Here is a 22,724-nt window from a genome sequence, read left to right as displayed (position 1 = left end):
CTTTCAGTGTGGCGCGAATGGCATCAGGGTCAGATCCGGGCGGATCAGCAGGCAATGCAGGTTCTGTTCGCGCAGCCAGTCGGCGGCGGCGGCCTGCTTCAGCATGGCGATGGTGGTCAGGGTGCCGGCCAGTAAGGTGGTGGGCGCCAGTACCGTGGCCGACGCCCAGTGGCAGACCGGCCAGCCGGTCTGCGGGTTCAGCAGGTGGCAGTAGCGCTGGCCATCGCGTTCGAAATAGCGTTCGTAGTCGCCGCTGGTGGCCATGCCGCCGGCGTACACCGGCAACTGGGCAATGGCGCTGGCGGGTTCGCGCGGGTTACGCACGCCGAGCATCCAGGGCTTTTCACCGTTGTTATCCTGGGGTTGCGGGCCGAGCACGTGCAGGTCGCCGCCCAGATCGATAATGCCGTGGTTCAGGCCGAAGCGGCGCGCGACCGCAGCGGCACAATCGGCAGCGTATTCTTTGCCGAGTCCGCCCAGATCCAGCTCCATGTCGGCCGGCATCTGCAGGGTATGGTTGTCGAGGCGCAGCCGGCGCAGGCCAATGCGTGGCAGCACGGCGCCAAGCTGCTGTTCGCTAGGGCAGACGCCCTCGCGGAAATTCCACACCTGACGCAGCACGCCCGAGCTGATGTCGAACAGGCCATCGCTCTGCTCATAAGCGACCATCGCATAGCGGATCAGCCAGGCGGTTTCGTCATCGACTGTGCAGGCTTTGCCGGCACTGGCGTTGAGGGTGCTGAGGACGCTGTCGTCGCGGTAGCGGCTGTACTTGTGCTCGATGCGGTGCACTTCCGCCTCAATGGCCTGCGCCGCTTCCGCCGTTTGTGGCAGCGGTGGCAGATGCAGGGTGCAGGGGGAGGCCATCGCCGTGAAGCGATGGCAGGTCAGGGCGTTAGTAGCGGTACTCAATGCCGGCGCTCAGCACAGTGAAGTCGACCAGTCCCGGCGTTTCGGTGTTGCTGGTCTGCACAATGGCGAAGTCTTCCGACGAATCGTATTGCTGCCAGTCGAGGGTGATGGCCCAGTCACGGAATTCGGCGCGGCTTTCCAGACCGTAGCCGAATGAGCCGTAAGAGGCCAGTCGGTAATCCGAGCTGTTGAAGGCGTCGTTGGCCGGGGTGCGCTCCAGACTGTAGAAATCGGCTGCGGTCTGACGGTAGTAGCGCACAAACGGTGTCAGGCGGAAGCGCAGGCCGGCCATATTCAGCGACTGCGACCAGCGCGCGGTGAAGGTGTGTGACCGTATGCCCCAGTTGTCGCTGTAGTAGCGGTAATCGGTGTGCAGGGCGGCGCCATCGGCGACGGCGAAGAATTCGCGCAGCTGAGCGGTTACGGTCAGCTGGCCACGTTCGCCCGGACGGTAGTCGAACCATTTGTACGGGTCCGACAGATAGCCCGACAGGCGGGTGTAGCCCACGCCCACCTGCAGCACGCGGTTTTTGTTCAGCACCTGAGTGATGCCTTCATAGACCGACACGCTGCGCTTGCTGCGCCCGTCGGCCGCGGTGCGGGCATCGGAGATTTCCGCATCCGATGGCGACAGTTGATCCAGTGACATGCTCAGCGAGCCCGACAGCGTGGTGTGCTTGTTGAACAGTTCCAGTGAACCGTCGACCCCACCGGCCAGCGACTGGTAATCGTTTTCCACCGAGATGGCCAGATTGCCCCCGGCGGTGGCGTCCAGCAGTCCGTCCATCGCGCCGCTGAAATAGCGCTTAGGCGCGAGCTTCAGGTCGTAGCGGGTTTCTTCAATGCTGGCGCCGCTCATCAGCAGCACGCTCTGGCCGGATTCGTTTTCGTAGGTCTGCAGGGGCGAGGCACCGCTCATGGTTTCGTATTGAAACTCGCTGTTCAGATACCAGTCGTCACCCAGCGGACGGGCATAGCGGAACTGATGCACATCGATGCTGTAGCGTTCGGTGATGGGGGTGTAGGTCCGGGCGCGCGGGGCATCGGCTTCCTGATACTGGCTGTAGCGGTAGGCCAGCACCTGCTCGGTGGGCGTGCTTTCCGCCTGCACAGGCAGGGTAGCGGCCGCTGCTGCCAGCGCCGCCAGAGAGTTGAGGGCTTGTTTGCTCATCAGTTACATCCGCATCCGCCGCCGGCCGCCTGGCCGCCGCCGGAAGAACCTTCCTTGGAAAAATAGATATGGTTATCGAGGGACGCTTTCAGCGGGTCCGGCTGCCAGGCCATGGTGTCCTGGGCCAGATTACCGCGCTCCCAGGGTTTCACGGCGGTGCAGCCACACACCAGCAGGGCGCTTAACAGCAGAGTCAGGCGAATCATGACGGGCTCCTGTTATTTCTGCTTCAGCAGTTGCTGAACTTCGTCGCGGATTTTGTCGATATCCGACGGCTTAAAGCCCTGATGGACGGCTTTGACTTTACCGTCACGGCCAATCAGGTACGAGGTTGGCATGCCGCGCAAACCGTAGGCATCCGGGGTTGCACCTTTGGCATCGTGCAGGGTCGGATAGCTGACCGGGAATTCTTTGAGGAAAGCCCTGGCTTCTTTGATGTCTTCGTCGAGGTTCACCGCCAGCACTTCGAAGCCCTGACCTTTGAGTTCCCCACGCAGGGTATTCAGCGCCGGCAGCGACTTACGGCACGGACCGCACCAGGATGCCCAGAAATCGACATACACCACTTTGCCCTTATAGGCGGACAGACTCATCTGCCCTTGTTGAGTGAGCAGGGGCAGGCGGAAGTCGGGTGCTTTGTCGCCGGCGTCGACCGCCAGCGCCAGATGAGAAGTCAGCAGCAGGGTCAGGGTCAGAATAAAACGCACAGTCGGTTCCTCAGGCAAAAATATCGAACGCGTTGACACGCAACGGATAGTTATCGGACAAGGTGCCGCCGTCAACTCCCAGCAGTTCGCGCAGGGCCTGATTGACGTGCGCCGGCGTCAGTACGTCGCCGCTGGTGTCGGCCAGACCTGTGCTGCGGTTGATCTTCTGGGCGAGGAAAGCGTCGGTCGACTGACCAAACACTTTGCCGCCGGTGCTGCCCGGGTGCAGCACCATCATGCTGGTGACTGGCCAGTGATCCTTGCCGTTACCGGAATTGTAGTAAGGCGTGCGGCCAAAGTCCGAACCGATCACTATGGTGGTGCGGTCGGCAATGCCGGCGTACTGCAGCGCAACCTGCAGGAAGTGCACGCCTTCGAGCAGGTCACCGAGCTGCGGATACGCACTGGCATCGTGGTTACCGTGGGTATCGAAACCGCCAATGTTCAGGTTGGCGGATGCGGCCAGACCGGCCTTGAACGCGGCTACCACCACCTGCGCCTGACTCTTCAGACTGTTGGAGCGGTTGGTGTTCCAGTTGGCGTCGCGGTCGACGTTGTCCTGAATATCGTTCAGTGCCACCGTCAGACCGCCCAGATTGCTGTCTTCGCTGCGCACACCGAACAGCTGACTGAGCTGTTTGCGGCGCAGTGGCAGGGCTTCTTCGTCCAGCTGACGCTGAATGCGGGCCTGTTGCGCCGCCAGCACGGTTTCGTACTGGTCGACCGAACGGTTGGCGCTGCGGTAGAGGAAGCCACGGTCGCCGCTGTAGCGGTTCGGGTCGGCGATCTCGTTAATGAAGCTGGCGCTGCTGGCGCGGGCGCGGGCTACCAGAGAATCTGTGTAGTCGTAGCCGCCGTTGCTGATGAAGGCCATCGGCAGGGTCGGGCTGGTGGCCGCGGCGAAGTAGGCCGCCAGACTCGGATAACCGATTTCATCTTTGCCTGACCAGATCACGCGGTTGCCGGTGTCGTGGTTATTGGTGCCGGTGTCGATGCCGTTGATCACCGTCAGGCGGTTGCCATAGGTGGTGAAAAACTGGTCGAACTGTCCCTCAATGCGGGTCAGGGCATCGGTGTCTGTGGTGTATTCCGGAATGGCACTCCACTGAATCTGGCCGAACTTTTTACCGTTATCGAGCGCCACCGAGTTGGTCGAGCCGTCATAGCGGGTCGAGCGGTCGGCATACAGACCGTTCAGGCCTTTCGGGTCACAGATAGACGTTGGATCCCAGCCACCACTGGCGTTCACGACCACCAGAAATTTCTCCGGTGCGGCTGCCGCCCAGGCTTTGGGTGTCCACAGTGGCATATGGGCTGTCATGCCGGTGGCTGCCATGAGTTGCAGAAATTGACGACGTTTCATGGTCTTCTCCTTACTCGTAGGCAAAGCGGTAGTCGGACATGAGGTAGGTCAGAACCCCGGTCCAGGCGCGGATGGTGTAGTTGCTGTCAGCTTCCAGCATGCTTTCGGCCGGCAGGTCGCCGTCGGTGCGGCCATCAGCCTGACGGTACCAGCGGGCGCGGCAATCCCATTCGAGATAGTCCCCGGGACGCGGATCGTAACTGTTGCGATTGGCCAGCATGTCCTGCCCCTGCGCCAGCAGGCTGGTGAACAGGTTGTAGGTGGCGGTCACTTCTTCGCCGTTGAGGTCTACGCGTTCGCCCAGCAGAACCCAATGCAGGTGCTGAATGTTGTGTTTGATGCGAGCCACGCCATTGGCGTCTTCTTCGCCGTCGGCGTTGGTCGGTTCGGTCAACACAGTGACGTACGGGAACAGCTTGCGTTCGCTGTCGTCACGGGTGAAATCCAGCGCGGTGGAACGGCAGGCCATTTCTGTGGCCATGCGCATCTGAATGGCAATGGTCAGGCCGCTTGGTTCGCGGATGCGTTCGATGATGCTGTCGGAGTCCATGCCGCCGTACATGATGCGGTTGTTCTCGCTGCGGAATTCATCCCAGCCGAAGCCTACGGTGGCCTGCAGCTTGCGCTGCATCTGTTCCGGGCTGAGGAACTGCGTGGCGCCGATGTGCTCGTTGGCAACCACCTTGCCGGCATCCAGCGTTTTGGCGCGGTAATACGGGCTCAGCACTATGCCTTTTACGCCGGTTTTGATGTTCCAGTTATTGGTCACCATGGTCTGGCCGATGCTGTTCAGGATCGCGCGCTGCGCTGTGAAAGCCTGCTTCACGGCGTCGGTGGCGTCTTCGCCCGGGGTTTCCAGAGGCTCCTGACCAATAAGACCGACATACAGGGTGCGCACGGTGGCGCGCATAAAGCGTGGGTCGGCGCCGATTTCCTTACCCAGCCACTGAATCATGTTACGGAAATAGCCGGTGGAGCCGGACAGCGGAATGGTTTTGCCGGCCAGACCTGCAGGTTCAATATCCGAGCTGTCCCAGCTGTTGCGCGAGGTGCTGCCGGTGGTGATGTACTGACCGCGGTCGGTGTAGTGCTGGAACGCGGATGACACAGGGTCCATCACCTGATGGCAGGCGTAGCAGGCCGGGTCAAGCAGGGTTGGGTTGGCAACACCCGTGCCGATGCCATCCCCCGGGCGTTCCCCTTCAATTTTAAGAATGTCGGTGTCGAGGAAGTAATCGAACACGATGCGCGAGCGGTGGCGGTTACGGTTGGTGAAGGTGGTCGGGTAGCGGTTGAGGAACATCGGCGAGCTCAGTACGCCTGCGTGTGGCATGCCGCCCTGTTCGAATTCCAGATCTTTGGTGACGCGGGCCGGGCGGAAGTCGGTCGGGTCGTAGGCAATCTGCACGCCGTCGGCATCGCACACCGGCTCAGACAGCTGGCGGAAGGGCACCGACGGGTCGACCAGCTCGGCTTCATACACCTGCTGGCTGTACCAGTTCACCATCATGTAGTCGGCGTTGACGTACAGGGTATGGGGCAGGTTGTTTTTGGCGGCGTAGCGCACCAGCTCGAGCGGCTCACGGGCGACGGCGTCGTTGGTCAGGGTGCGCACGCAACCGCGTATGTTCGACTGTTCGTCGGCGGCGTAGGTGGTGTTGTACCACTTACGGTTCGGGAAATCCTCGGGGTCCAGCAGGTTGATGCCGCCTTCGTACTGATTCAGGGTCAGGTATTTATCGGTCAGCAGTTGCTCATTGAACATTTCCATCAGGCGTTCGTAAAACGCCTCTTCATTCATGATCTGGTTCAGCGCCGTCGACAGGCCATTTTCACCGTTCTGGCTGACCATGTTTTCTTCCGCTGCGGTTGGCAGGCGGCCAGCCAGTTGCAATGCCGCGGAACGCAGGGTCACGATCAGCTCGCTGTTGGCCACACCGTCGATGCTGGTGGCGGCCGCCGACAGGTTGGAACCGTTGAAGGCGTACAGAATGTATTCCGCCGTATCGCTGGCGCAGCTGCCACTGCAGTTGTCGGTATTGGCAATGGGCATAGTGCGGGCGATGACGTCTGCCAGCACGCTGACGGAGGTACAGGTGGAGCAGGCGACCAGCGACGAGCCATCCGGGCTGCCGTTGCCGTCGATGCCATGACAGGACGCGCACTGTGCGTTGTACTGGCGCTGGCCTTCGGCGTTGAAATTGCCGTACAAGGTGCCGTCGCCGCCGTTCGAGGCGCCGCCGACATTGCCGGAATAGTCGCTGTTGCAACCGCTGAATAACGCCGTACAGCACATAAGCACTGCCAGCCACGAGATGGGTTTCATTGTCTCTCTCCTGCCCTGGTGACGGTCTGGCGTCCTGACTGCCCACTACGGGCGCCCGACCGTTTATCGTTATGGCGCGTTTTATATCAGTGGCCCAGTGAAAAAACTGTGAACCGCGCATAAAAGCTGACCGAAAACTGACAAATGGTCAGAGTGGCGTGGCAGACGGTGTGACCTATTTATCGTTGAAGGCCGGGGCTGGTACTTCTGTACTGCTAGACTTTTGGCATGTCGGAAAGAGAACGCTCCATGAGATTCTGGTTTTTACCTCTGCTTCTGTGTCTTGTGGCACCCGTCCGGGCGCTGGATAACGAAACTTCCGTACCGCTTTCAACCCTGAAATCCGGCTATGCGCTTGATCAGGTGCTGGACTACTTCGAGGATGTGGATGCCTCTGTCCCAGACCCGGATTCCCCTGCACTGAACTGGCAGAAGCATACAGGGCAGAAAATGGCGTTTGGCTATACGAACTCCGTTTACTGGTTTCGCCTGAGCATCCGCAATACGTCGGCGGATGTGCAGTCGCGCTTCTTAAGTCTGGCGTATCCGGTGCTGGATCATGTACGGGTTTACCGGCGTGTGATTCCGGGGGACTCTGGTGATAGGAGTTATGGCAATGCGGGTGAGTGGCACACGCAGGAAATGGGGGATAAATACCCGTTTGACGAACGCCCGCTGCGGCACCGGTTGTTTGTGTTGCCCGTTGCGTTTGAACCGGATGCCACCATTGAATGGGTGTTCCGCGTTGAGACGTCGAGCTCCATGCAGTTTCCGCTCAGCCTGTGGGACGAGCGGGATTTCTTTCTCAACGACCAGAATCAGCTGCTCGGGCTCGGGCTTTATTACGGCATCATGCTGATTATGGTGCTGTACAACCTGTTTGTTTTTCTCTCTGTGCGCGAAGCGAATTATCTCTATTACGTGCTGTATGTCGGTTGCATGGCCGGTTTTCTTGCCAGCCTGCAGGGCATCAGCTTTCAGTACCTGTGGCCGGACGCCACCGACTGGAACGACCAGAGCATTGTGGTGTTTTTGAGCGGGGTGGTGTTTTTTGCGGCGACCTTTACCCGCAATTTCTTACGGCTGGGGGAAGTTGGCTGGATCAATACCGCGTTTAAACTCGTGGTTTTCGCTGCACTGGCGATTGCACTGCTGAGTTCGGTGGTGGCCTACCACACCATGATCCGGGTGTTGATTGCGACGGCCATGGGTGGCATCAGTCTGGCGATTTATGCCGGTCTGTGGCGCTGGAGCCAGGGCTATTCGGCTGCCCGTTATTACACTATTGCCTGGTCATCCATGCTGCTCGGCGGCGTTATTCTGGCTTTGAATAAATTCAACATTTTGCCGCGCAATGTTTTTACCGAAAATATTGTGCAGTTCGGCTCAGCGCTTGAGGTGATTCTGCTGTCCTTCGCGCTTGCCGACCGCTTGAATCAGGAAAAGCGCGAACGCTTTGAAGCTCAGCTGGCAGCGTTTGAGCACGAAAAAGTGGCGCGCAAAGCGCAGGAGGAAGCGCTGGAGCAGGAGCGCAACGCCCGTATGGCGCAGGAGCGGGCGCTGGATCATGAACGTCAGGCCAGAGAAGCTCAGACCCGGGCGCTGGAAGTGCAGCGTCAGGCGACAGAAACCCTGGAATTGCGGGTAAAAGAACGCACGCTCGAGCTCGAAAATGCCAACCGCCAGCTGGAGTTGATGAGCATTACCGACCCATTAACCAACGTGCGCAACCGGCGCTATTTCGATCAGATCATGGCGCGGGAAATGGCCCGTGCGGTGCGCGAGCGTGAAAGCCTGTGTGTGCTGATGTTGGATGTGGATCATTTTAAAAAGGTGAACGATATTCACGGGCATCAGGCAGGTGATGAAATTTTACGCGTGGTCGCTCAGGCGGTACGGCAGGTTGTACACCGCAATACCGATTTGCTTGCCCGTTACGGTGGGGAAGAGTTCATTCTGGTATTGCCCAACACGGAAGTTGAGGGGGCTCTGCATGTCGCGGAATGCATTCGTAAAACCATCCATAACCTGAAATTCAGCGCCATCTCACCAGAACTTGTGATCAGCGTCAGTGTGGGGGTGCATGGCGACGTTCCCCAGTTCGGTGTGCGTCCGGATGATTGGGTGCGCTGTGCCGACGAAGCGCTGTATTACGCGAAAGCCAATGGCCGCAATCAGGTGGTGTTGTACAACGCGTTTGAATAACCGACCTTTCGCTCGGCCAATAAAAAACCTCCTGCCGGAGGTTTTTTATTGGCCGTTTCATTTAATGTCTGGGTTCCGGTCTGGCTGAATCAGAAGCTGCGGTAACCGACGCGGAAGCCGCCCCAGTGTTTGCCATTAACATAAATGGGTACTGACAGATCGTGCATGACCTCACCTGTATCGCGTTTGTAGGTTTGCAGCAAAAACGATTGCGTATGGCTGCCACAGCGGGCACCGGTGCGGTCGTTAAAAATGCGTTTGGTGCGGTTGATTAACAGATCTTTGGCGTAGTCTCCGGTCAGCGGTTGGCTGAATTTCTGGTTATGGGTCGGGAAGTAACCATTCACATCCACAGCGCCTGCGTAGGCAATAAAATCATTGCGTTGCAGAATGGCTTCCTGAATCGCCGGAAATTTCTCATCAGAAAAAGAATCGTAGGCGGTGTGGTATTTTTTCGGATTGGTGCCGCTGATGGCCTGATATTGAGTGTCGAATACCGCGCTTTCTTTTAATTGCCCGTTCTGAATTGCCAGTTCGAATAAATGGCCTATGGCTTCGGCGGCCTGTCGGGCTTCGTCTATCACTGTGTCGTGCGGGTGGCCAAGCTCTGTGGTGCCAAATGCTTCGTAGATCTTTTCGGCGGTTTCGGATAATCCCAACGAGCGCTCTGACATGCGGGATATTTCGTCTTCCGTTGCCTGCAGGCGTTTACTGGTTTCCTGCACGATAGAAGAGATATAGCCAATGCTTTCGCTGTTGTTCTGCACGCTGGTGGCGAGGCTGGTCACGTTGCTTTCAATGGCGTCGGATTGCTCGAATATTTCATTCAGGTGCGAGCTGATCATTTGCGTGGATTGCACATTTTCATCGATGGTGATGGTCAGTGAGTGCGAATTCGCCACGGCATTTTTAATTTCGTTATTGATCTGGGTGACGGTGTCACCAATCTGCTGAGTGGCCGAGGATGTTTTTGCTGCCAGTGAGCGCACTTCATCGGCTACCACCGCAAAGCCCCGACCCTGTTCTCCAGCTCGCGCCGCCTCAATCGCGGCATTCAATGCCAGCAGGTTGGTTTGTTCGGCAATATCACTGATAACCCGCGTGACGGCTTTAATCTGCTCCGACTTGGCTTCCAGCTGGGCAATCATTTCGGCGTTTCGGTTCACCTGATGACGGGTGTCTTCCATCTGCGGAATGCTTTTATCAACGGCCTGCTTACCGCTTAAATTGATGCGTTTGGCTTCAGACGAAGCGGCTGCTGCGGCTTTGGTCTGGCTGACCATATGGCCGACGGTTTCATAAATCTGAGTGGCGGATACGGCGATCTGGTTGGTGTCGGTCACTTCTTCGTGAATGCGGGCTTTCATCTGGTCGGCAGCGTACGACATCTCCGCCGCGGCGATCGCTATTTTGCCGCCGTGCTCCGACAGTTTGCTGCGCAGATCGGCGTAAATGGTCAGCTGGCGCTCAAGGCGATCCATGTCTTCCTGCAGGTAGTGGGGCAGGGGAAAGCGTGCGGCGTCGTAGTTGTCGCTTTTATGGGTCAGGCGATGGGCGACCTGATGATTCAGAATGATGAGTGGCCGTATAACGAAGCGATAGAGCACCGCTGAGACGAGCAGGGTGACTACCAGTGTTGAAATCACCTGTGAAAGACTCAGTAAACCCGGCAGGCTGAGCAGCTGGGCGGTTGCCAGTGCCAGAACGACGCTGAACAGCGTAGACATCGCAATTCGTTTGCCGTGCTTATTCATGGACTTCTCCGTGGGCAAGGATACTTCCAGAGTAGTCAATAATGGTGCACTAAGCAGGGAAAATACTGTTATGAAAAGTAGGGAGTAAGCTGGCGATTGTCAGATGGGCACTAAGGCTGACTTACGTGACTTTCTTGCTTTCTTTTGTGGGGAATGACGAGAAGGGGGTAATCGATGATTCCTATTATTACCACTCCTTGTGAAGGAGTGGTGCCCAAGGAGAGACTCGAACTCTCACGAGCGTAAGCTCACTGCGACCTGAACACAGCGTGTCTACCAATTTCACCACCTGGGCATAGGGGTAAGGCTGTTAACCTTTCAAATTTTCATCACTTACCTTGTTAGATAAGTGGTGCCGAGGGAGAGACTCGAACTCTCACGGGCGTAAGCCCACTGCGACCTGAACACAGCGTGTCTACCAATTTCACCACCACGGCGTGGTCTTGCATTTTTTCACCTCTCCATAACCTGTAGCGGGTTAAGGAGTGGTGCCCAAGGAGAGACTCGAACTCTCACGAGCGTAAGCTCACTGCGACCTGAACACAGCGTGTCTACCAATTTCACCACCTGGGCATTGAGGCGCGGCATACTACCACTACTCATTTTTATCTGACAGTACTTTTTTGCTGGTACCAGTGGCCGGACTCGAACCGGCACGCCCGCAAAGGCGGGGGATTTTGAATCCCCTGCGTCTACCAATTTCGCCACACTGGCGCATTATCTTCGCCGTTGTGCGGCGGTCAGTAGCCGTCAGATGGCGCGCATCTTACGCTGAAAAATTTTGCTGTCAACAATTTTTTCTAATGATTTCCTTAACTTACCAGCCCATCTCCGGTAATCTTCAGTCTCTGCTGTTAAACACATCCAAAGGCTGATCTCTTCTGTTAAAGAAAGAGCCTGCCGACCCTGCCAAGACCGCTATGAAGACCAGTGATTTTTACTTTGATCTGCCGGACGAGCTGATTGCCCGTTACCCGATGGCAGAGCGCAGTGCCTCCCGACTCTTATGTCTGGATGGCGAAACAGGTGAGCTGAACCACCGCATCTTTAAGGATGTGCTGGGTCTGCTGAGTCCGGGCGACCTGCTGGTGTTCAATAACACCCGCGTGATTCCTGCGCGTCTGTTTGGCGAGAAGGCCAGTGGCGGCAAGCTGGAAGCCTTGATTGAGCGCGTCACCGGCGAGCACGAAGCGCTGGCGCATTTGCGGTCTTCGCGTTCGCCGAAGCCTGGCTCGCGTATCACCCTGGGCGGCGTAGATGTCGAGGTTGTCGGTCGTGAGGGGGCGCTGTTCCAGCTGAAGTTCCTTGATGAGCGACCGTTGCTCAGCATTCTGGAAGACGTCGGTCATATGCCGCTGCCGCCTTATATGGAGCGCGACGACGCCGAAGAAGACCGTGAGCGTTATCAGACCGTTTATGCCGAAAAGCCCGGCGCCGTTGCGGCACCAACCGCCGGCCTGCACTTCGATGAGCCGTTGCTCGCTGCGTTAAAAGAAAAGGGCGTTAACTTTGCCTTCGTTACCCTGCATGTCGGTGCCGGCACCTTCCAGCCCGTGAAGGTTGAGAACATTGACGAGCATGTCATGCACGCCGAATACATTGAAGTCAGTGACGAGGTGGTAGCAGCCGTAAAAGCCACCCGTGCCGCCGGTAATAAGGTGGTGGCGGTGGGGACGACCTCGGTGCGCAGCCTGGAGTCGGCCAGTCAGAGTGGCGAGATCGCGCCTTTCTATGATGAAAGCCGCATATTTATTTATCCGGGTTACCGCTTCCGCAGCGTGGATGCCATGATTACCAATTTCCACTTGCCTGAATCGACCCTGATCATGCTGGTGTCGGCCTTTGCCGGCCGCCATCACACCATGGCTGCCTATCAGGAAGCCGTGGCACAGCACTACCGTTTTTACAGTTATGGTGATGCGATGTTTCTGTCGCGTCCGCAATCATCCGTTGGGGAAGCCTGATGACCCGTGAATGTTTTATGAAGTTTGACCTGCTGACTCAGGATGAAGGCAGCAAAGCCCGCCGTGGCACCGTGACCTTTCCGCGCGGCAGCATCCAGACCCCGGCGTTTATGCCGGTGGGTACCTATGGCACCGTTAAAGGCCTGACGCCGGCGCACATCAAAGAGCTGGGCGCCGAGATTATTCTGGGCAACACCTTTCACCTGATGCTGCGTCCGGGGACAGAAATCATCAAGCTGCATGGTGACCTGCACGATTTCATCGGCTGGGATAAGCCGATTCTGACCGACTCCGGCGGTTTTCAGGTGTTCAGTCTGGGCGATATGCGCAAGATCACCGAAGAAGGTGTGGCGTTCCGCTCGCCGGTGAATGGCGAGAAGGTGATGATGACACCGGAAAGTTCGATGCAGGTACAGCGTGACCTCGGTTCTGACATTGTGATGATCTTCGACGAGTGCACACCGTACCCGGCCACCGAAAAAGAAGCCGCCGACTCCATGCGCCTGTCGCTGCGCTGGGCCAAACGCTCCAAAGCCGCGCATGGCGATAACCCGTCAGCACTGTTCGGTATTATTCAGGGCGGTATGTACGAAGACTTGCGTGACGAGTCGCTGGCGGGCCTGCTGGACATCGGCTTTGACGGCTACGCCATTGGCGGTCTGAGCGTGGGTGAGCCGAAAGACGAGATGATGCGCGTACTGAAACACGTTGCACCTAAGATGCCGGTCGACAAGCCACGCTATCTGATGGGTGTGGGTAAGCCTGAAGATCTGGTTGAAGGTGTACGCCGCGGTGTCGACATGTTCGACTGTGTGATGCCGACCCGTAATGCCCGCAATGCACACCTGTTCACCTCGACCGGCGTGCTGAAAATCCGTAACGCGTCCAACAAGGTGGATACCCGTCCGGCAGACGAAGAATGCGATTGCTACACCTGTCGCAACTTCAGCCGTGCCTATCTGCATCACCTTGATAAGTGTAAAGAAATTCTCGGCGCCACTTTAAATTCGATTCACAACCTCCATTATTACCAGACCCTGATGGCTGGTTTGCGCCGGTCACTCGAAGAAGGTACATTTGCCGGGTTTGTTGACGAGTTCTATGCCAAACGGGGCATGAAGACCCCGCCGCTTGAGCAAGACTCCTGAGCCAGGGAATACCCGGCGGCACAAAGGTGCCGCTTACAGTCTGTTTTTTTAGGGATGACACAGGGTTGTCATCAGTAATTGGGAGAATCTCTACATGAAAGCAATTCTGGCCGCTCTGGCTTTAACCACCTCCAGCGTAGCGCTGGCCGACGGCGCTGCCGCTGCTGAGCCTATGGGTGTGATGGGTCAGCTGGTATTTCTGGGCGGTTTCCTGCTGATTTTCTACTTCCTGCTGTGGCGTCCACAGAGCAAGCGTCAGAAAGAGCACAAGAATCTGATCGGTGCGCTGGCCAAAGGTGATGAAGTGGTTACCGCAGGCGGCATGCTGGGCAAGATCGTAAAAGTGACCGACGACTTCGTCGTGATCGAAGTGTCTGATGGCGTGACTCTGCCAATCCAGAAGATTGCGGTTACCGCGGCGCTGCCGAAAGGCACCATCAAAGATGTAAAAGCCTGATTTGAACTCAGGACACGAGACGGTCTCCAAGGAGGCCGTCTTTGTTTTTAAGAATAAGGAATCAAGGGCAGCTTTATGCTCAATAAATACCCTTTGTGGAAGAACCTGCTGATTGTTGTCGCACTGGTTCTGGCCTGTATCTACGCCGCTCCTAACCTGTATCCGCCGGATCCGGCCATTCAGGTAACCCCGGCCCGTTCCGGTGCCGAAATGTCTGAGGATGTGCTGGCCCGTGTCCGTTCGGCATTGAACGGCAATCAGATTGAATTCTTCGGCGAAGAGGTAAAGGGCAGCACTGCTCTGTTCCGTCTGACCGCCACCGACAAGCAATTACCGGCGAAAGACGCCGTTCAGCGTCTGCTCGGTGATGAATACATTGTTGCCCTGAACCTGGCGCCTACCACTCCGCAGTGGTTGCTGGATCTGGGGGCCGGTCCTATGACGCTGGGTCTCGACCTTTCCGGTGGTGTGCACTTCCTGATGGAAGTGGACATGGACGATTACGTCAAAGGCAAAATGGCGAATTACCGTGAAGAACTGCGTAACCGCCTGCGTGAGGAAGACCTCAAATACCGTCGCGTTCAGCAGGACGGTGACAAATTGCGCATCAGCTTTGTTGATGCCGACGTGCGCAGCAAAGGCGCAGCGTTTGTCGCCCGTTCGTATCCGGAATTTATTCAGTCCAGCGAAGACGGCGAATACGCCGATCTGGTGCTGGCCATCAACGAAAACAAAATCCGTGAATTCGAAGACTACGCCATCAAGCAGAACCTGACCACGCTGCGCAACCGGGTGAACGAACTCGGTGTGGCAGAACCTTTGGTTCAGCGTCAGGGCCGTAACCGCATCGTGGTGGAACTGCCGGGTGTGCAGGATACCGCCGAAGCGAAGAAGATTCTGGGTAAAGCCGCCAACCTCGAATTCCGTCTGGAAGCCGAGCCGGGCGCCAGCCGTTTTGCGACTGAAGAATACGGTTTCCGCAGCGAACAGTTCCGTACTGCGCGTCTGGAAAAGAAAGTCATCACCACCGGTGACAGCGTGACCAACGCCCAGCCATCGTTTGATGAAAACGGCTTCCCGCAGGTGAATATCGATCTGGACTCCAAAGGCGGCGCCGTGATGACTCAGGTCACCCGCAAAGCCGTTGGCCGTCGCATGGCTGTGCTGTTTGTTGAGCGCAAGCCTAAAACCACCTATGAAATGGTGGACGGTAAAGAAGAAAGCAAAACCATTCAGGTAGTCGAGAAATCCATTATTTCTCTGGCCACCATTCAGAGCACGCTGGGCTCCAGCTTCCGGATTACCGGTCTGGAATCCGCCGAAGCCTCTGAGTTGGCGCTGCTGCTGCGCGCCGGTGCGCTGGCTGCTCCTATGTACTTCGTTGAAGAACGTACGGTTGGCCCAAGCCTGGGTAAAGAAAACATCGAACAGGGTATGAACTCTGTGATCCTCGGTCTGGCACTGGTGCTGGCGCTGATGGCGATTTACTACCGTCTGTTCGGGTTGGTGGCCAACGTCGCATTGCTGGCCAACATCGTCATTCTGATCGCCCTGATGTCCATGATTGGTGCAACCCTGACCCTGCCGGGTATTGCCGGTATCGTACTGACTGTGGGTATGGCGGTTGACGCCAACGTATTGATCTTTGCCCGTATCCGCGAAGAACTGGGCAATGGCCGTTCACCACAACAGGCGATTCACGAAGGTTACAACCGTGCCTTCCTGACCATTTTCGACGCCAACCTGACCACCTTAATTGTGGCGGTGATTCTGTTCGCCGTGGGTACCGGTCCGGTTAAAGGTTTCGCTGTAACGCTGTCGTTCGGCATCATCACCTCCATGTTCACAGCCATCATGCTGACCCGTGCCATCGTTAACCTGATTTACGGTGGTCGCCGCATTGAGAAACTGTCCATCGGAGGCAAAGCATGAGCAAAGAAATGAATTTCGATTTCATGAAGCTGCGTCATGCGGCTTCCATTATGTCGATCCTGCTGGTGCTGATTTCCATCGGCTCGCTGGCGGTTCGTGGCCTGAATCTGGGTCTGGATTTTACCGGCGGTACGCTGCTGGAAGTTCAGTACGAAAAGCCAGAAGCGCTGGATAAAATCACCGGTACTCTGGAAGCTCAGGGTTATCGTGACGTGACCGTGCAGAATTTCGGTTCCGAAACCGATGTGCTGGTGCGTATGTCCGAAGCCTTCCGCGACAACTTAGGCAACGAAGTGCTGGGTGTTCTGCAGAGCGCCAGCGCCGACAATCAGCTGACCCTGATGCGCAGTGAGTTTGTGGGCGGTCAGGTTGGTGAAGAATTACGCGATCAGGGCGGTCTGGCGTTATTGCTGGCGCTGTTCGTGGTGATGATTTACGTTGCCGTGCGCTTCCAGTTCAAATTCTCCGTTGGTGCTGTGGTTGCCTTGTTCCACGACGTCATCATCATTCTCGGTCTGTTCTCCCTGTTCCAGTGGGAATTCGACCTGACCGTGATGGCGGCGTTACTGGCGGTGATTGGTTATTCCATTAACGACACCATCGTTGTGGCCGACCATATTCGTGAGAATTTCCGGGTGGTTCGTCGTGGTGATGCGCTGGAAGTGATTAACTTCTCCATCAATCAGACGCTCGGCCGTACCATCATGACCTCCCTGACCACGGCTCTGGTGCTGTTTGCACTGATGGTTGTGGGCGGCGACATCATCCACAATTTCTCTGTGGCGCTGATGATCGGTGTGGTGGTGGGTACTTACTCGTCGATTTTCGTGGCGTCCAGCCTGCTGGTGGCCATGAATATCAGTCGTGAAGACCTGATTCCGCCAGAAGTAGAAGAGGTGGATGACCGTCCGTAAGTCACGGACCGTCATCGCCCGACCGACAAACGCACTCATCTGAGTGCGTTTTTGTTTTCAGACAGCAGGAGCCGCTATGCTCAGTTATCGTCACGCGTTTCATGCCGGCAACTTTGCCGACGTACTGAAGCATCTCATTCAGGTCGAAATCCTGAATTACCTGCATCAGAAAGATAAACCCTTTGTGTATATCGACACCCACTCCGGTGCGGGTCTCTATTCGCTGCACAGCGCAGAGGCGGAGAAAAATGCGGAATACATGAATGGCATAGGCACGCTGCGCAAAACGCCGCTGGCCGGTACTGAAGATTATCTGGCAGTGGTGGATCAGGTTAAGCCGGCCTTCGACCGCAGCAATGTGAAGGCTGAAACCCTGTATCCGGGGTCACCCCGCATTGCACAGATTTTATTACGCGAGCAGGACAGGGCGCAGCTGTACGAACTGCACCCGACCGACTTTGTGCAATTGCAGGAATTAATGCGCGGTGACCGGCGTATACGGGTCGATAAATCCGATGGCTATGCCGGGCTTATTTCGTCAATGCCGCCGAAAGAGCGCCGTGCGCTGGTGCTGATGGATCCGCCGTATGAAGTGAAAACCGATTACGATGTTGTTGTCAGCACGCTGATCAAAGCGCACAAACGCTTCCCGACCGGTATTTACGCTCTCTGGTATCCGGTGGTTGACCGTACCCGCATCGATCGTCTGGTGCAGCAGCTGAAGGACTCGGGCATACCGAAAATTCAGATGTTTGAGCTGGGGCTCAGCGCCGATACTGACGGTCGTGGTATGACCTCGTCTGGCATGATTGTGATTAATCCGCCCTGGACCCTGATGGCCAATATGCAGAAATTACTGCCGACACTGGCGCAGACGCTGGCGGGTGCCGGCGGCGTCTGGCGTTGTGATGAAATCAGCGGTGAATAAACGGCGGTTTATCGCATAACCCAATCAACACACAGAAAAAAGCGCAGCCTGGCTGCGCTTTTCTATTGCGGTTTTGCGGGCGTGAGCCCGCTCAGGGCTATACCACGATCAGTTAAACCATCATCAGTCAGACCACCACCGGTTGACTGTGCGGATGCTGAATCAGATCCTGATATTTGCCTTCAATCAGATGGCGCTTGATTTTGAGCGTTGGCGTCAGCAGGCCGTTCTCAATGGTCCAGGCATCTTTTACCACCACCAGACTGTCGAGCCGTGCGTGGCTTTCCAGTTTATCGTTCACCTTGCCCAGTGTTTTTTCAAGACTGTGGCGAATGTGCGATGGCTCGTGCGCTTTGGCTTCCGGTGTCAGTACCACCAGAGCGATTGGCTGCTTCAGGTTATTACCCGTCACGCAAATCTGCTCAATCAAGGGGTTTTCCATCAGCAGGGATTCAATCGGTACTGGCGCGACGTATTTGCCTTTGGCGGTTTTGAAAATTTCTTTCAGACGACCGGTAATACGGATATAGCCGTCTTTGTCGATTTCTCCTTTGTCACCGGTTTTCAGCCAGCCATCGTCGGTGAAGGCTTCGACGGTTTTTTCCGGCTCCAGATAATATTCGCCCATTACACACGGACCGTTCAGCTGAATTTCGCCTTCATCGGAAATACGCAGGCCAACGCCGTCATAAGCGCGGCCAATGCAGCCGATTTTATCAGCGCGGAAGGGAACGCTCAGGGTGCCGAGACCGTTGTTTTCCGACATGCCCCAGGCTTCGCTGATGTTAATGCCGATTTTCTGGTACCAGTGAATGGTCGCCGGCGAAATCGGTGCCGAACCCGAACCAAAAATACGGGTATTGGCAAAGCCCAGCTGGCGGCGGATCTTGGCGGCGACGATTTTGTTCAGAATCGGAATCGACAACAGCAGATCGAGTTTTTTCGGCGGAATTTTCGCCAGCACGCCCATCTGAAAGCGGGTCCACAGGCGCGGTACCGAAATAAACAGCGTAGGGGATACTTCGCGCAGATTGTCGGCAAAGGTATCCAGCGATTCAACGAACGACACGCAGAAGCCGTTGTACAGACTGGCGCCTTCGACGTACACGCGTTCGGTAATGTGCGCCAGCGGCAGGTAGCTCAGCATGCGTTCTTTATTGCTGACCTTGAGCGCTTTCGCCAGCGTCTCGCAGCTCCAGGCGTAGGAACCGAAGGTGTTGACCACGCCTTTCGGATTACCTGTGCTGCCGGACGTGTAAATGATGGTCATGACATCCTTGCCATCCGGCACCGGTGAGCTGGCCAGCGGCGGTTGCTGCAACAGCTCGTGCCAGCGGTACTGAGCCGGAATATCGCCGTAAGGGAAGGCAAAGCGGGTCACGTCTTCGGCGATGGCATCGCACTGGGTCTGGGTATCGTCGAGCTTGCCAATGAAAATGGCTTTGCAGTTGGCGTGGGTCAGGATATAGCGGATGGTTTCCTGCCCGGCGGTGGCGTAGATAGGCACAGATACATGGCCTGCCATGGCAATCGCCAGATCGGTAATAAACCATTCGGCGCAGTTCTTCGACAGGATAGCAATGTGGCTTCCCTGTTCGTAATTCTGAGCAATCAAGGCGCTGGCAATGCGCCGTACCTGATCGGCGACCTGAGCCCAGGTCAATTCATGAAAAACGCCATTCACGGGTTGGCGCAGATACACGGCGTCTGGGGTATGGGTTTCCCAGTGATAAAGCATCTCCAATGGAGTTTTGATAACCATAGACTTTTCCCTGTTATTTTTATTGTCGGACAACGCAAACTGCTCGGATCACACTAATCGGTTCAAACGGGTCGTGCTGTAAAAAATCGTAAATGGCTGAATTCGTGTTCAGTGAACTGCCGGACGTGCATTAATTCAGGCCATTTTCGGCCCCCGGCCTCAGATAACCCGCCAATGGCGGATTTGCACATTGTTAAGGCCGGGGACGGTTTATCTAATGCCCAGCCAATAATAAAGACTCACCAGGCAACAGACCGGAAGCGCACAATGACAAGGATTACAAAGCAGATTGCCCTGCTGCTGGCGGTACTCATGCCGCTGACCGTTTGGTCGCAGACTGACGATGACCGTCGCAATGAACGCCTGATGGCCACCATCATGAGCCAGAACCTGCCACTGGAAAAGCGCATTACTGCGCTGAAAAAGCTCTATTCCGATCAGGTCGTGGACGGCAAAATTCACCGCAGTTTCTGCGTCTGGGACATGCTGGGAAAATCCGGTCCGATTTTCGCCACGGTTGATGACCAGAAATTACGCTCACTCCATTACGGCCTTGAGCTGGATGTGGTGGCGTATCAGAAAGAAGAAGAGCTTGTCGACGATCTGCGCAGCGGAAAATGCGATGCGGCGCTGATGAGTGGCAGTCGGGCGCTGGATTTCAACCGCTTCGCCGGTACGCTGGAAGCGCTTGGTGCGGTACCGGACGTCACGCACCTGCAGATGCTGATGCAGGTGGTCGCCAATCCGAAAATGGCCGACAAACTGGAAGGCAATGGCTATGTGGTGCTGGGCGTTGCATCGCTGGGCGAGAATTACGCCTACACCAACAATCCGCAATTGCGTCAGCTGACGGGTTTTTCCGGCATCAATACCGCCGTGCCATCGTCTGATCCGTCATTGAAAGCGCTGGCGGACAACCTGCGCGCGGTGCGTCAGGACGGCGAGCAGCTGGCGGTGGTGCAATCGTTTGCCTCCGGTGGTGCCGATACCATGCTCGCGCCCATCGTGGCGTTTTACGCCGCCGGTGCCGGTCAGGCCGGTGCTGACGCCGGTATTCTGAATTATCCGCTGTCGCAGTCGACCATTCAGCTGATCGGCCGTCAGGATCGGTTTCCGACCGGGCTGGCGCAGATTCTGCGCGAAGACTTTTTGTTTAAATTCGACTTTTACGTCAAGCGCGTCGAAAAAGAACGCGCCAACTTAAAGCCCGGGCTGTGGCGTGACATTGAGCGGGCCGAGCAGACCCGTATCGAACAACGTATGCAGGGCCTGCGTGTGGCCCTGCGTGATAAAGGCGTGTACGACGCCAACATGCTGAAACTCGAGCGCAAGGTGCGCTGCAAAGTGGCACCGGAACGGAGTGAATGCACGAACCCGGTTGAATAGGCCGCAATAGCTTACCGACCGGGCTCAGCTCAGCAGCGTATCCGTTGCCCGGTCGGTGATCAGCTTCACTGCGTGGTGGCTGATTTTCCGTTCGGCCGAGATGGCATAAAACTCCTGCGTCAGTTCGGTCACTTCCCCCACACACAGCAAGTCGTGCTGGCGGCAGATCTCGTCGCGGATCGCCAGCGGCGCAAAGAAGAAGCCGTGCCCCTCACCACCAAAGGCCTGCATTAAGGCCGAATCATCGAACTCACCACTGATGCGCATGGGAATGCCGATCCGGTTCAGCCAGCTCAGTTGCTCGGTTCTGAGGCCCGACGCGTTGTCGGTCGGCAGCAGCAGCGGTGCGTCTTTTAGGCACTGCGGAAAATCGCCCGGAAACTGCTCGCGCAGGGCGGGGGCTGCGAAACAGGCCATGGTGCTGCGCCCCAGCAGGTGATTGAAGCAGCGCACGTTCATGCCGCTGGGAATCGGGCTGTCGGCCAGCACCAGATCGAGGCGGTGTACCGCCAGTTCGCCGAGCAGAACCGACATCTGCTCTTCGTGACAGACAATCCTCATGCGGCCCGGGCCACTCAGTGCCGGCGAGAGCAACCGGTGGGCAATCGACTTGGGCAGGGCGTCGACAATGCCGACCCGGAACTCCAGCGGCCGCTCGGTGGCGCCCTGATGCATAACTTCCTGCAGCTCATCGCCCAGCCGGAACATCTCTCGCGAGTAATCCAGCACCACGCGCCCGGCATCGGTCAGTTCCAGGCCTCGTCCGGCTTTGGCAAACAGCTGATTGCCCAGCTGATCTTCCAGCAAACGCAGCTGACCGCTGATGGTCTGCGGTGTTACGTTCAGCCGGCGGGCTGCGGCAAAGACGCTGCCTTCTTCGGCCACCGCATGAAAATACTGCAGGTGCTTATAGTTGAGGCGCTTCATACATCGAAAAATCCGAGCAATGAATGTAAGATAATTCGAATATTATTTTGATTTGACCCGACCTACAATCCAACGCTATCTGATCAACAGGAGTTGAGATATGAGCCGCCCTGACTATCTGAATATGAAAAATGGTGATTCTCACCGCGCTGAGCCTGTCGTGCTGGACGCAGGCAGCTACCGTGACGAGGTCGTAACGACCGACGCACGCAAAGTTCTGCGTAACACCTACATGCTGCTGTCCATGACCCTGGTGTTCAGCGCTGCAGTAGCCGGTATGTCGATGGCCTTTAACTGGCCGCATCCGGGTCTGATTCTGACCCTTGTAGGATATTTTGGTCTGCTGTTCCTGGTTGAGAAAACCAAAAACAGCGCCATGGGTCTGGTGTCTGTCTTCGCGCTGACCGGCTTTATGGGTCTGACTCTGGGTCCTATCGTTTCTATGTACGCCAAGTTACCGGGCGGTACGGAAATGATCATGACCGCCATGGGTGCCACCGGCCTGATCTTCTTTGCCATGTCAGCCTGGGTGCTGACCACCGGCAAGGAACTCAGCGGCATGGGTAAGACTCTGATGGTTGGTATTCTGGTGGCCTTCGGTCTGAGCATTGCCAACATCTTCCTCGGACTGCCTGTGCTGTCACTGGCGGTGTCCGGTATGTTCGTGATGCTGATGAGTGGTCTGATTGCTTACCAGACCAGTGCCATCATCCACGGTGGTGAGACCAACTACATCTCTGCAACCGTGACCCTGTATGTGTCGATCTACAACCTGTTCCTGAGTCTGCTGCAGATTCTGGGTGTGATGGGCTCCGACGACTAAGCAAGCTTTCTGGAATTCTCTGTGCTCGAGAAGTTGGCCGTAGTC

The 22,724-nt window shown here is 56.7% G+C and carries 18 protein-coding genes and 4 tRNA genes; 9 read left to right on the top strand and 13 right to left on the bottom strand.

Annotated elements, in window-relative coordinates; all coding sequences use genetic code 11:
- Positions 1-3 precede the first annotated feature (3 nt).
- From ACQUQU_RS08690 to ACQUQU_RS08665, 6 genes are read right to left on the bottom strand one after another with little or no spacing between them, the layout of a single operon-like run.
- Entirely contained in the window at positions 4-912 is a 909-nt protein-coding gene (locus ACQUQU_RS08690; protein WP_430462847.1) for an FAD:protein FMN transferase, read from the bottom strand.
- Positions 896-2,083, bottom strand: a complete 1,188-nt coding sequence (locus tag ACQUQU_RS08685; RefSeq protein ID WP_430462846.1) for a DUF3570 domain-containing protein — start codon at positions 2,081-2,083, stop codon at positions 896-898. Before ACQUQU_RS08685 ends, ACQUQU_RS08690 begins: the two co-directional genes overlap by 17 nt.
- Positions 2,083-2,289, bottom strand: coding sequence for a DUF4266 domain-containing protein (locus ACQUQU_RS08680; protein WP_430462845.1), 207 nt, complete (start codon positions 2,287-2,289; stop codon positions 2,083-2,085). The genes ACQUQU_RS08685 and ACQUQU_RS08680 overlap by 1 nt, the downstream gene beginning before the upstream one ends.
- 12 nt (positions 2,290-2,301) lie before the next feature.
- Positions 2,302-2,790, bottom strand: coding sequence for a TlpA family protein disulfide reductase (locus tag ACQUQU_RS08675; protein ID WP_430462844.1), 489 nt, complete (start codon positions 2,788-2,790; stop codon positions 2,302-2,304).
- Between the two features lie 10 nt (positions 2,791-2,800).
- On the bottom strand, positions 2,801-4,153 hold the full coding sequence (locus tag ACQUQU_RS08670) for a DUF1501 domain-containing protein (RefSeq protein ID WP_430462843.1): 1,353 nt from the start codon (positions 4,151-4,153) through the stop codon (positions 2,801-2,803).
- Positions 4,154-4,163: 10 nt separating this feature from the next.
- Positions 4,164-6,479, bottom strand: coding sequence for a c-type cytochrome (locus ACQUQU_RS08665; protein WP_430462842.1), 2,316 nt, complete (start codon positions 6,477-6,479; stop codon positions 4,164-4,166).
- A 249-nt stretch (positions 6,480-6,728) separates the two neighbouring features.
- Between ACQUQU_RS08665 and ACQUQU_RS08660 the strand changes: the two genes are divergently transcribed.
- The gene (locus ACQUQU_RS08660; protein ID WP_430462841.1) at positions 6,729-8,684 is read left to right on the top strand and encodes a sensor domain-containing diguanylate cyclase; all 1,956 of its coding nucleotides are present in this window, start codon (positions 6,729-6,731) and stop codon (positions 8,682-8,684) included.
- Positions 8,685-8,773: 89 nt separating this feature from the next.
- On the opposite strand, the gene ACQUQU_RS08655 is transcribed toward ACQUQU_RS08660, so the two are convergent.
- The 5 genes from ACQUQU_RS08655 to ACQUQU_RS08635 form a co-directional block, all read right to left on the bottom strand.
- Positions 8,774-10,438 carry a methyl-accepting chemotaxis protein gene (locus ACQUQU_RS08655; protein ID WP_430462840.1) on the bottom strand — a complete coding sequence of 555 codons (1,665 nt, stop codon included), beginning with the start codon at positions 10,436-10,438 and terminating at the stop codon, positions 8,774-8,776.
- Positions 10,439-10,646: 208 nt separating this feature from the next.
- Positions 10,647-10,733, bottom strand: a tRNA-Leu gene (locus tag ACQUQU_RS08650).
- Positions 10,734-10,788: 55 nt separating this feature from the next.
- Positions 10,789-10,875: transfer RNA gene (locus tag ACQUQU_RS08645), tRNA-Leu, on the bottom strand.
- Positions 10,876-10,924: 49 nt separating this feature from the next.
- Positions 10,925-11,011 (bottom strand) — tRNA-Leu (locus ACQUQU_RS08640).
- Positions 11,012-11,065: 54 nt separating this feature from the next.
- Positions 11,066-11,152 (bottom strand) — tRNA-Leu (locus tag ACQUQU_RS08635).
- 206 nt (positions 11,153-11,358) lie between these two features.
- Between ACQUQU_RS08635 and queA the strand changes: the two genes are divergently transcribed.
- From queA to ACQUQU_RS08605, 6 genes are all read left to right on the top strand, one after another.
- The gene (queA, locus tag ACQUQU_RS08630) at positions 11,359-12,402 is read left to right on the top strand and encodes a tRNA preQ1(34) S-adenosylmethionine ribosyltransferase-isomerase QueA (RefSeq protein ID WP_430462839.1); all 1,044 of its coding nucleotides are present in this window, start codon (positions 11,359-11,361) and stop codon (positions 12,400-12,402) included.
- Positions 12,403-12,419: 17 nt separating this feature from the next.
- On the top strand, positions 12,420-13,550 hold the full coding sequence (gene tgt / locus ACQUQU_RS08625; protein WP_430463028.1) for a tRNA guanosine(34) transglycosylase Tgt: 1,131 nt from the start codon (positions 12,420-12,422) through the stop codon (positions 13,548-13,550).
- Positions 13,551-13,644: 94 nt separating this feature from the next.
- Complete coding sequence (yajC, locus tag ACQUQU_RS08620) at positions 13,645-14,007, top strand: preprotein translocase subunit YajC (RefSeq protein ID WP_430462838.1); 363 nt, start codon at positions 13,645-13,647, stop codon at positions 14,005-14,007.
- A gap of 75 nt (positions 14,008-14,082) precedes the next feature.
- The gene (gene secD / locus ACQUQU_RS08615; protein WP_430462837.1) at positions 14,083-15,939 is read left to right on the top strand and encodes a protein translocase subunit SecD; all 1,857 of its coding nucleotides are present in this window, start codon (positions 14,083-14,085) and stop codon (positions 15,937-15,939) included.
- Positions 15,936-16,853: a protein translocase subunit SecF gene (secF, locus tag ACQUQU_RS08610; protein WP_430462836.1), complete on the top strand. Its 918-nt coding sequence runs from the start codon at positions 15,936-15,938 to the stop codon at positions 16,851-16,853. Before secD ends, secF begins: the two co-directional genes overlap by 4 nt.
- Before the next feature lie 76 nt (positions 16,854-16,929).
- Positions 16,930-17,781, top strand: a complete 852-nt coding sequence (locus ACQUQU_RS08605; protein ID WP_430462835.1) for a 23S rRNA (adenine(2030)-N(6))-methyltransferase RlmJ — start codon at positions 16,930-16,932, stop codon at positions 17,779-17,781.
- A gap of 127 nt (positions 17,782-17,908) precedes the next feature.
- On the opposite strand, the gene ACQUQU_RS08600 is transcribed toward ACQUQU_RS08605, so the two are convergent.
- Positions 17,909-19,543 carry an AMP-binding protein gene (locus ACQUQU_RS08600; RefSeq protein ID WP_430462834.1) on the bottom strand — a complete coding sequence of 545 codons (1,635 nt, stop codon included), beginning with the start codon at positions 19,541-19,543 and terminating at the stop codon, positions 17,909-17,911.
- A 267-nt stretch (positions 19,544-19,810) separates the two neighbouring features.
- On the opposite strand from ACQUQU_RS08600, the gene ACQUQU_RS08595 reads away from it, so the two are divergent.
- Positions 19,811-20,929 (top strand): putative solute-binding protein, encoded by a 1,119-nt coding sequence (locus tag ACQUQU_RS08595; RefSeq protein ID WP_430462833.1) that lies wholly within the window; start codon positions 19,811-19,813, stop codon positions 20,927-20,929.
- Positions 20,930-20,953: 24 nt separating this feature from the next.
- Here the strand turns inward: ACQUQU_RS08595 and nhaR are convergent, their stop codons facing one another.
- Positions 20,954-21,856: a transcriptional activator NhaR gene (nhaR, locus tag ACQUQU_RS08590; protein ID WP_430462832.1), complete on the bottom strand. Its 903-nt coding sequence runs from the start codon at positions 21,854-21,856 to the stop codon at positions 20,954-20,956.
- Positions 21,857-21,956: 100 nt separating this feature from the next.
- Here nhaR and ACQUQU_RS08585 point away from each other — a divergent pair, with 100 nt between their 5' ends.
- On the top strand, positions 21,957-22,679 hold the full coding sequence (locus ACQUQU_RS08585; RefSeq protein ID WP_430462831.1) for a Bax inhibitor-1/YccA family protein: 723 nt from the start codon (positions 21,957-21,959) through the stop codon (positions 22,677-22,679).
- Positions 22,680-22,724 lie beyond the last annotated feature (45 nt).

The sequence above is a fragment of the Thalassolituus sp. LLYu03 genome (assembly GCF_050507655.1).
Taxonomy (GTDB): Bacteria; Pseudomonadota; Gammaproteobacteria; order Pseudomonadales; family Oceanobacteraceae; genus Venatoribacter.
Note: the sequence above shows the minus strand (reverse complement) of the source record. Positions and strands in the feature narration are given on the sequence as shown.

Coding starts and splice junctions, on each gene's coding strand:
- ACQUQU_RS08685 (WP_430462846.1), bottom strand. CDS start 2,083: ATGAGCAAACAAGCCCTCAACTCTCTGGCGGCGCTGGCAGCAGCGGCC.
- ACQUQU_RS08680 (WP_430462845.1), bottom strand. CDS start 2,289: ATGATTCGCCTGACTCTGCTGTTAAGCGCCCTGCTGGTGTGTGGCTGC.
- ACQUQU_RS08670 (WP_430462843.1), bottom strand. CDS start 4,153: ATGAAACGTCGTCAATTTCTGCAACTCATGGCAGCCACCGGCATGACA.
- ACQUQU_RS08665 (WP_430462842.1), bottom strand. CDS start 6,479: ATGAAACCCATCTCGTGGCTGGCAGTGCTTATGTGCTGTACGGCGTTA.
- ACQUQU_RS08660 (WP_430462841.1), top strand. CDS start 6,729: ATGAGATTCTGGTTTTTACCTCTGCTTCTGTGTCTTGTGGCACCCGTC.
- ACQUQU_RS08655 (WP_430462840.1), bottom strand. CDS start 10,438: ATGAATAAGCACGGCAAACGAATTGCGATGTCTACGCTGTTCAGCGTC.
- queA (WP_430462839.1), top strand. CDS start 11,359: ATGAAGACCAGTGATTTTTACTTTGATCTGCCGGACGAGCTGATTGCC.
- tgt (WP_430463028.1), top strand. CDS start 12,420: ATGAAGTTTGACCTGCTGACTCAGGATGAAGGCAGCAAAGCCCGCCGT.
- yajC (WP_430462838.1), top strand. CDS start 13,645: ATGAAAGCAATTCTGGCCGCTCTGGCTTTAACCACCTCCAGCGTAGCG.
- secD (WP_430462837.1), top strand. CDS start 14,083: ATGCTCAATAAATACCCTTTGTGGAAGAACCTGCTGATTGTTGTCGCA.
- secF (WP_430462836.1), top strand. CDS start 15,936: ATGAGCAAAGAAATGAATTTCGATTTCATGAAGCTGCGTCATGCGGCT.
- ACQUQU_RS08605 (WP_430462835.1), top strand. CDS start 16,930: ATGCTCAGTTATCGTCACGCGTTTCATGCCGGCAACTTTGCCGACGTA.
- ACQUQU_RS08600 (WP_430462834.1), bottom strand. CDS start 19,543: ATGGTTATCAAAACTCCATTGGAGATGCTTTATCACTGGGAAACCCAT.
- ACQUQU_RS08595 (WP_430462833.1), top strand. CDS start 19,811: ATGACAAGGATTACAAAGCAGATTGCCCTGCTGCTGGCGGTACTCATG.
- nhaR (WP_430462832.1), bottom strand. CDS start 21,856: ATGAAGCGCCTCAACTATAAGCACCTGCAGTATTTTCATGCGGTGGCC.
- ACQUQU_RS08585 (WP_430462831.1), top strand. CDS start 21,957: ATGAGCCGCCCTGACTATCTGAATATGAAAAATGGTGATTCTCACCGC.